The 8,572-nt window shown below is 58.1% G+C and carries 7 protein-coding genes and 1 pseudogene; 6 read left to right on the top strand and 2 right to left on the bottom strand.

Annotated features, from left to right (window positions below):
* The 6 genes from WBC85_RS00535 to glmM all read left to right on the top strand — a co-directional run.
* Positions 1-576: DALR anticodon-binding domain-containing protein (locus tag WBC85_RS00535; RefSeq protein ID WP_424432733.1), on the top strand; the 576-nt coding region annotated here is incomplete at its 5' end.
* Positions 577-728: 152 nt separating this feature from the next.
* On the top strand, positions 729-3,266 hold the full coding sequence (locus tag WBC85_RS00530) for a putative PEP-binding protein (protein WP_424432732.1): 2,538 nt from the start codon (positions 729-731) through the stop codon (positions 3,264-3,266).
* Positions 3,267-3,414: 148 nt separating this feature from the next.
* Positions 3,415-4,047, top strand: coding sequence for a cell wall hydrolase (locus WBC85_RS00525; RefSeq protein WP_424432731.1), 633 nt, complete (start codon positions 3,415-3,417; stop codon positions 4,045-4,047).
* 86 nt (positions 4,048-4,133) lie between these two features.
* Positions 4,134-5,060, top strand: a complete 927-nt coding sequence (locus WBC85_RS00520) for a dihydroneopterin aldolase (RefSeq protein ID WP_424432730.1) — start codon at positions 4,134-4,136, stop codon at positions 5,058-5,060.
* A 39-nt stretch (positions 5,061-5,099) separates the two neighbouring features.
* On the top strand, positions 5,100-6,113 hold the full coding sequence (gene folP / locus WBC85_RS00515; protein WP_424432729.1) for a dihydropteroate synthase: 1,014 nt from the start codon (positions 5,100-5,102) through the stop codon (positions 6,111-6,113).
* Positions 6,110-7,456, top strand: a complete 1,347-nt coding sequence (gene glmM, locus WBC85_RS00510) for a phosphoglucosamine mutase (RefSeq protein ID WP_424432728.1) — start codon at positions 6,110-6,112, stop codon at positions 7,454-7,456. Before folP ends, glmM begins: the two co-directional genes overlap by 4 nt.
* On the opposite strand, the gene WBC85_RS00505 is transcribed toward glmM, so the two are convergent.
* Positions 7,453-8,385, bottom strand: coding sequence for a DMT family transporter (locus tag WBC85_RS00505; RefSeq protein WP_424432727.1), 933 nt, complete (start codon positions 8,383-8,385; stop codon positions 7,453-7,455). The genes glmM and WBC85_RS00505 overlap by 4 nt on opposite strands.
* A gap of 60 nt (positions 8,386-8,445) precedes the next feature.
* Positions 8,446-8,572: pseudogene (locus WBC85_RS00500) on the bottom strand (ketol-acid reductoisomerase); the annotation flags it as partial.

The following is an 8,572-nucleotide window of genomic DNA, read 5'->3' as shown; positions in this document are numbered from 1 at the left end:
GGGCAACCTGATGCAAATGATGATGAGGACTATACTGGCCTTGACCGCAACATTGACCTCTTCTCCTTCTTCCACGACCGCCTGAAAGTCTATCTCAAGGACCAAGGCGTGCGTCACGACGTGATCGACGCCTGCATCGCGATGGACGGGAATGATGATCTGGCGCTTTTGGTCAAGCGCGCGGTGGCGCTTGAGGCGTTTATGAAATCCGAGGACGGCACGAACCTGCTGCAAGGGTTCAAGCGGGCCAACAACATTCTGTCCAAAGAAGAAGAGAAGGACGGGGTCGAGTATTCCTATGGCGGTGATGTGAAATTCGCGGAAACCGACGAGGAACGCGCGTTGTTCGCAGCGCTGGAAACGCAGGGGCCCAGCATTCAAGCGGCGCTGAAGTCCGAGGATTTCGCGGCGGCGATGACCGGCATGGCGGCGCTGCGCGCGCCGATTGATGCGTTTTTCGAGGCGGTTCAGGTGAATAGCGATAATCAGACCGTGCGGCGCAATCGTTTGAACCTTTTGAGCGACATTCGCAAACTGGTTGGCTCTGTCGCGGATTTGACATTGATTGAAGGCTAAGCACATTGAGCGCGCTGATCGCGCGCGCTTGATAAGCACACCCTGTGGGTGTGCGCATTGCCTGCGGCGCGGATATTTCTAGAGAGAGGAAGGGCGTGCTTGCGCCCTTTGATTTGAGGTCTATGCTGCGGGCAACCTAGAAGGACGCCGCAGTGCAGAATAACCCGCATATCACCTTGATTACACCCGATGCACCTGTATCCGCAGACACCCATGGCGGGCGCACGAAATGCTTGCAACGTTTGGTGCGCTTGGAGCTGCCTGTGCCGCGCACTGTCGGGCTGTCCTTTGATGCGGTACACAAGATCGCGCGCGGCGTCATGCCGGATATGGCGTTGTTGCTTTCACCGTTTGATACGGGCGAGCTGTTATGTGTGCGCCCCTCGTCTGAAGATCCCGATTGGGGCGGTCCTGGCGCGATCTTGAACATCGGGATGAATGACGCGCGTTATCTGGAACTGTCGGATCGCTTGGGACAAGAGGCGGCGGCGTCGCTTTATGCGCGGTTCGTGCATTCCTATTCGGTGCTTGTGGCGCGGCTTGATCCTGATGTGTTCGACGAGATCGGCATGGAAGGGCAGGCGTCCTTGTCTGCGGCACTTGCGGCCTATGAAGATGAAACCGACGAGATATTCCCGCAGGACCCTGCCGTGCAGCTTGGCGAGGTTTTACGTTCAATGGCGCGGGCCTGGGAGGGCACTTCGGCACGGCTTTTGCGTCAGGGCAAGGGTGCGCCTGCGGATGCGGGGCTGGGCCTTGTGGTGCAATCCATGGCGCTGGGCTTTGGCGCGGGTGAGTGCGGTTCTGGCGTATTGCAGCTTGTCGATGGGCAGACGGGTCTGATGCAGCTGACGGGTCGCTATCTGAGCCAAAGTCAGGGGCGCGATGCGCTTGATGGCGGCGTTGAGGCGCTGTTTCTGGAGCGTGATCCGCGCGGGCCATCCCTGGAGGACCTTGCGCCGGACGCGTTTGAAGCGTTGATCGGGCATGCAACCCTGATGCGCGCGAAGCTGCGCGAAGAGATGCAGGTCGAGTTTGTTATCGAAGACGGGCGCGTGCATTTGCTGGATGGCGTGCGGGTTGCGCGCACCCCGCGCGCGGCGGTGCGCATTGCGGTGCGTTTGGCCGAAGACGGTATCATCACGCGCCAGGAGGCTTTGATGCGTGTGCCGCCCTCTGCCTTGAACGAATTGCTGCACAAGCAGGTGGATCGCACGCGCCCGCGCGATCTGGTCGGGCGCGGCGTTGCCGCAAGCCCCGGGGCCGCAACGGGCAGGATCGTATTTTCTGCCGCAGAAGCGCAGGCGAGCGCGGCGCGCGGCGAGGCCTGTGTGTTGGTGCGGCGCGAAACCTCGCCCGAGGATGTGCGCGGCATGCATGCGGCGAATGCTGTTTTGACCGAGCGGGGTGGCATGACGTCCCATGCGGCGGTGATCGGGCGGGGCATAGGGTTGCCCTGTGTGGTTGGCGCGACCGAAATGCGCTTCCAGATGCGCAAGCAGATGCTGACGACGCGCGACGGGCGTGTGTTCAAGGCGGGCGATGTGATTACGGTTGATGGCACGCATGGCGAAGTCTTGGCGGGCGAAGTCGCGATGCTTGAGGCGACTTTGGATGATGCGTTTCAAACCTTGCTGGGCTGGGCGGACGCGGAGCGCGATATCGGAATTCGCGCCAATGCGGATACGCCTGCGGATGCCAAGGCGGCGAAGATGTTTCTGGCGCAAGGCATCGGGCTATGCCGCACGGAGCATATGTTCTTTGACGATGATCGCCTGACGGTTATGCGCGAGATGATATTTGCGGATAACAGTGAAGACAGGCGCGCGGCTTTGGAGCGGTTGCTGCCGGTGCAGCGTGCGGATTTCACAGAGTTGTTCTGCACGATGGCGGGGTTGCCGGTTTGTATTCGTTTGCTTGACCCGCCTTTGCATGAATTTCTGCCCTCGGATCACGCGGGGCACCGCGCCCTGGCCGAGGCGCTGAATCTGCCGTTGTCCAATGTGACGCGCCGCGTCGAGGCGATGGAAGAATACAACCCGATGCTTGGGATGCGCGGCGTGCGATTGGGCATCACGGTGCCTGAAATCTACGACATGCAGGCGCGGGCGATTTTTGAGGCGGCGATTCTGGCGGGGGAAGCGGGGGCACCAATTGTGCCCGAGATTATGATTCCGCTGGTGTCGGCAAAGCGCGAGGTCGAGCTGGTGAAGATGCGCATTGATATGGTTGCGGCCGCGGTGCGTTCTGAAACCAATGCGAGTTTTGATTACAAGCTGGGCGTCATGGTTGAAACGCCGCGCGCGGCGCTGCGCGCCCATGATATCGCGGAAACGGCGTCCTTTCTCAGTTTCGGCACGAACGATTTGACCCAGATGACCTATGGTCTGTCGCGCGATGATGCGGGGCGTTTTATGTCCGCATATGTCAATCAAGGCGTCTTTCCTGAAGATCCGTTCCATACGTTGGACGTGGACGGGGTGGGCGAGTTGCTTATTCTCGGGGCCAAGCGCGGGCGCAAAACGCGTCCGGATCTGGTGTTGTCCATGTGCGGCGAGCATGGCGGCAACCCCGAATCGATAGCCTTTTGCCGCGCGGCAGGATTTGACTATGTTTCTTGCTCTCCGTTTCGGGTACCTGTTGCAAGATTGGCAGCCGCTCAACTGGCGATCATAGACAAGTTAGAGTAGTGCGGCAGCCGCGCGCTACAAGATGTTGAAAAATTGAACAGATTTTGCAACGCGGCAAATTTATGCGACGTGGCGTCATCTGCCTTGGGGTGGATTTTTCGAGATTTGGTGATATCTAGCGTCGACTGAAACAGCGCCTGAGACCTTGATGCGACGCCTTATTGTTACCTTGCTTGCCATGACTTTGGCGCTTCCTGTCTCGGCTGAGGCTGTGTCGGGCGAATTGTCTGGAATGATCCGCAAGGAACAGGCCGCACTGGCAAAGCTTACCAAGTCCCGCATAGATTCCCTGTTTCGCCGTGTCAGTTCAGGGCAGGTCGGATCCATCAAATACACGCGAAGCTTTCTGGACGCGCTACCCGAAGCGCAGGGGGGCAAAAGCCTGACCTGTCTGTCCGAGGCGCTATACTTTGAAGCGCGGGGCGAGACGGTCAAGGGTCAGTTTGCTGTGGCTGAGGTCATTTTGAACCGCGTCGACAACCCGCGCTATCCGGATACGGTGTGCGGTGTGATTAATCAGGGGACGGGGCGCAAGTTTGCCTGCCAGTTCACCTATACCTGTGACGGGCGTAAAGAGGTCATCACAGAACAAGCGACCTATGCGCGATTGAAAAAGATCGCCAAGCTGATGTTGTCTGACATGCAAAAGCCCCTGACCAAGGGTGCAACGCATTATCATACCACCGCCGTTCGCCCGAAATGGAGCCGCGTCTTCCCGCGCACTGCAACGATCGGTGTGCATCACTTCTACCGCGAGCCGACGCGCATCAGCAGCAACTAAAGGCTTGCTTGATTGTGTAGGGCGCTTGGGTCAGAAGACAACAAACCCGGGTTCGGTTTTCAGACACCAGTGATGGAGCGCGCAACATGAGTAATGAAACCCGTCTTGCCTTTGCGCATCCCGAAGAGCGGGCGAAGGCCAGTGCCAGTGATCCCATGCTGGATCGCATTTCTTTGCGCGATCATATCGTTTCGGTCGAGATTGGTGCGTTTCAGGCAGAACGCGGCATCACGCAGCGTTTGAGTTTCAATATCGTTGTTGAAGTGCGCCATAGCAGTGCCGAGCTGGGCGATGATGTGGATTTGATCCTGTCCTATGATCGCGTCACCGAAGCGATTGATCTTGAACTGGCTGCGGAACGCTTGAATCTTTTGGAAACGCTGGCAGAGCGCATTGCGGATCGCATTCTGGGCGAGCCACAGGCACAGCGCGTGTTTGTGCGCATTGAAAAGCTGGATCGCGGGGGCGGTGCGCTTGGTGTGGAAATCGTGCGAACCGGCGATGATGCGGTGCCTGCGCGCGCTGCTGCGGGCGAAAACAAGGTGCGCCCGAGGGTGGTTTTCCTAAGCGATGCGGCGATTGGTGCTTTGCATTTCAGTGCTTGGATAAAGCAGTTGTCCGAGATGGGCGAACCTTTGGTCTTGTGCGTTTCGGCGATGGAAGGCCTTCGGGCAAAAGCGCAGACAGCATTGACGCAAAGCCATATTGATTTGCTTGCAGTCGAGCAGAATGCGTGGCGGTTGGCCGGTTTGATTGCAGGAAGCGCAGTTGTCGCAACGCGCACTGAAATGGATTGGGCGATCAAACACGATCAGATCAGCATATGGGCCCCGTCAAAATTTGTCTTTGATGCCGTGGATGCCCCGCTTGATTTAACGGATGATCCTGTTGCGATATGCCTTTGGCTGGCTGAAGAAGTGGACGCGTTAGAGGTCGTTCTGATTGGCGAAGATACGCCGAAAGCTGCGCAGGTGGCCTGTCGAAGCCATCCGCTGGCGCAAGAGCGTATTTGACGCGTCAAGCACGCCTGTGCCATAGCCCAAAGTATGACAATGACTGATTATTTTCGCCCCCTTGCGCAAACTGGCGATGCGCGTCCTGCGGATGCTATTCCGCTTGCTGGCACTGGCAGTTGGTTCACCCATGTAGAGCACCTGACACGCGGCGGCACTGCGGGCATTTTGCCTGTGAAGGATACGCCGGAAACGTGGCGCGAACGGGTTTCGCAAGATCGCGCGCCTATTGAAGGGCTGGATTTTTCGCAGCCCGTAATCATGGGCATCCTGAATGTAACACCTGACAGCTTTTCTGATGGTGGGCAGTTTAATTCGGGTTCTCAAGCGCTGCGCCGCGCACAGGTCATGGTGGATGCGGGTGCGCATTTGCTGGATGTGGGCGGAGAAAGCACGCGCCCCGGCGCTTTGGAAGTTCCCTTTGAAGCAGAGATTGCACGCACGGTGCCCGTTATCGAGGCGATCCGCCGAAAGCTTGATGTGCCATTGTCGATTGATACCAGAAAGGCGCGCGTGGCCCATGCTGCGCTTGAGGCGGGCGCGAATATTGTTAACGACGTGTCCGGCTTTGCGTTTGATCCCGATCTTGGCCCGTTTTGCGCGACGCGCGCGGCCCCGGTTTGTTTGATGCATGCGCAGGGTCTGCCGGAAACCATGCAGGTCAAGCCGCAGTATGATGATGTGTTGCTGGATGTGTATGATTTTCTGGAACAGCAAATTGAACTGGCGCTAAGTCTTGGACTGTGCCGAGAGCAGATCATTGTGGACCCCGGTTTAGGTTTTGGCAAAACGCAGGCGCATAATCTGGCGTTGATCCGCGGGCTTTCGCTGTTTCACGGGCTTGGATGTCCTGTGCTGCTTGGGGCTTCGCGTAAGGGGCTCATTCGAGATATCGGCCAGGCACCAGCCGCGCAGGATCGCGCGCCAGGGTCTATTGCGGTTGCACTTGCGGCAGTGGTGCAAGGCGTGCAAATTCTAAGGGTGCATGATGTGGCAGAGACGCGCCAAGCCTTGGCGCTTTGGCAGGCATCCACGACGGGAGTAAGAACATGAGCAGGAAATTATTTGGCACCGATGGTGTGCGTGGCAAGGCCAACACCTATCCGATGACCGCAGAAATGGCGTTGCGCATTGGCGCTGCTGCGGGCATTTATTTCCGTCGCAATAAAGCCAATGTGCACCGCGTTGTGATCGGCAAGGACACGCGCCGCTCTGGCTATATGCTGGAAAGCGCGCTGACAGCGGGGCTGACATCTACGGGCATGAGCGTGTTCTTGATGGGGCCGATTCCGACGCCTGCGATTGGCATGCTGACCCCGTCGATGCGCGCCGAACTGGGCGTGATGATTTCAGCCAGCCACAATCCGCACCAGGACAATGGTATCAAGTTTTTCGGCCCCGACGGATTTAAGCTATCCGATGAGGCAGAGATGGAAATCGAAGCGCTGGTAGAGAGTGGCGTTGATCTGGTCGAGCCGACCAAAATAGGGCGCACGCGTCACATCTATGACGGGCGTTATCGCTACAACGAGCGCGTCAAAGCGGCCTTCCCGAGCAACCTTTCGCTGGATGGGATGAAGGTGGTGATCGATTGCGCGAACGGCGCGGCCTACCGCGCGGCGCCCGAAGTGCTTTGGGAATTGGGCGCTGAAGTGATCCCGGTTGGCGTGTCGCCCAATGGCTATAACATCAATGAAAACTGCGGATCTACCAAACCGAGGACGGCCTCTGAAACCGTGATCGCCCATGGTGCCGATGTTGGCATTTGTCTGGATGGTGACGCAGATCGTTGCATCATTTTGGACGAGAACGGCAAGGTGGCTGACGGCGATCAGTTCATGGGGCTTATTGCGGGCCGCTGGGCGGAAGAGGGGCGCTTGAAGGGCAATACGCTTGTCGCGACGGTGATGTCTAACCTCGGGCTTGAGCGGCATCTGGAGGGCAAAGGCCTTACCCTAGCGCGCACCGGTGTTGGCGATCGCTATGTCGTTGAAGAGATGCGTAAAAACGGATTTAATCTGGGTGGTGAGCAGTCGGGGCATATCGTTATGACCGATTTCGCGACCACGGGTGACGGGCTTATGGCGGGTCTTCAGTTCTTGGGGGAAATGGCGCGCACGGGGCGTAAGGCGTCCGATTTGACCCATGTCTTCGAACCAGTGCCGCAAATGCTCAAGAACGTGCGTTTCGCGGTGGGGCAAACTCCGCTGGAAGCCGAAAGCGTCAAGGCGGTGATCGCGGGCGCAGAGGCCGAATTGGTTGGAAAAGGTCGCCTTTTGATCCGCAAGTCAGGCACCGAGCCTTTGATCCGCGTCATGGCGGAATGCGAAGATGCAAAGCTGCTTGAGGATGTTGTGGATCGTATCGTTGACGAGGTTGCGCGCGTCGTTTCTTAACGCCTAAGCGCCGCCATGATCTGGCGGCTTTGGGAGATGAATATCCCCAGCAGAATAATCGCCAGCGCAAAGAAAAGTTGCGGTGGCAGTTGTTCGTTCATCAGCGTGATGCCGAAGATGACCGACCAGACCGGCACCATGTAGCTGGTGATGTTCATAAAGAGCGAACCTGCGGTGGTGATGACCCGCACGCGAATGATCGCGCCAAGCGCCGTTGGCAAAAGTGCAGCGTAGAGCAGCGCGAGCGATGGGCGGAGCGAAAAGCTGTCTGGCAGGTCTTCAGTTAGAAATGCGAAGGGCACAATGATAAGAGCGGCCGCGCTCATCGTGCCGGCGGCAAGGGCTATGGGCGGCATTCTAGGTGCGCGGCGCGTGAGCACCGAGCCGATGGCATATCCGCAAGCGGCGCAAAGGCATGCAAGGCGCCCCCAGAGCGTGAGGTTGCTTTGCGTGCTGTCAAATGCGCCCGGTCCGACAAGAATAGCAAGGCCAATGAAACCGACAGCCATGCCGATGATACGGCGCGGGCCGATGCCTTCCTCGGGCGAAAAGATGTAGACCAATGGCAGGACCAGCAATGGCACAGTGCCCATAGCTACGCCCGCAAAGGCGGAGGGCACATGTTGTTGACCCCATGTGAGCATGAGCATCGGCATTGCCAGTGCGATTGCGCCGATGGTGCACACAAACAGCCATCCGCGCGCGCCTGCGGTGCGTGAAATTGCGGTGACGGGTTGGCCGATCAATGCGCCCAGAATCAGCAGGGCAAGCGCGGCAAAGCCAAGTCGACCTGCTGCAACCATGCGCGGCCCAAACCCTTCGAGAGCGACCGTCATCGACATAAACGCTGCGCCCCAGATGATCCCGAGCATTAGGATCAGGAGCCAGTTAATAAGGCCGGGATTTTCGGGGGTGGGTGCATGTCTCATGCTTAAATGAAATGACCCCAGCCAAAGCCGGGGTCAATCTTAGTTTTGTACCAAGAACAATTAGTTCTTTGCTTTGTCGACCATTTTGCCTGCGGAAATCCAAGGCATCATGGCGCGCAGTTTGGCACCTGTTTCTTCGATCATGTGCTCGTCGTTTGCACGGCGCGACGCTTTGAGCGTTGGCTGG

The organism is Planktotalea sp. (assembly GCF_049680325.1).
Lineage (GTDB): Bacteria > Pseudomonadota > Alphaproteobacteria > Rhodobacterales > Rhodobacteraceae > Planktotalea.
This window is presented reverse-complemented; position numbering and strand designations above follow the sequence as displayed.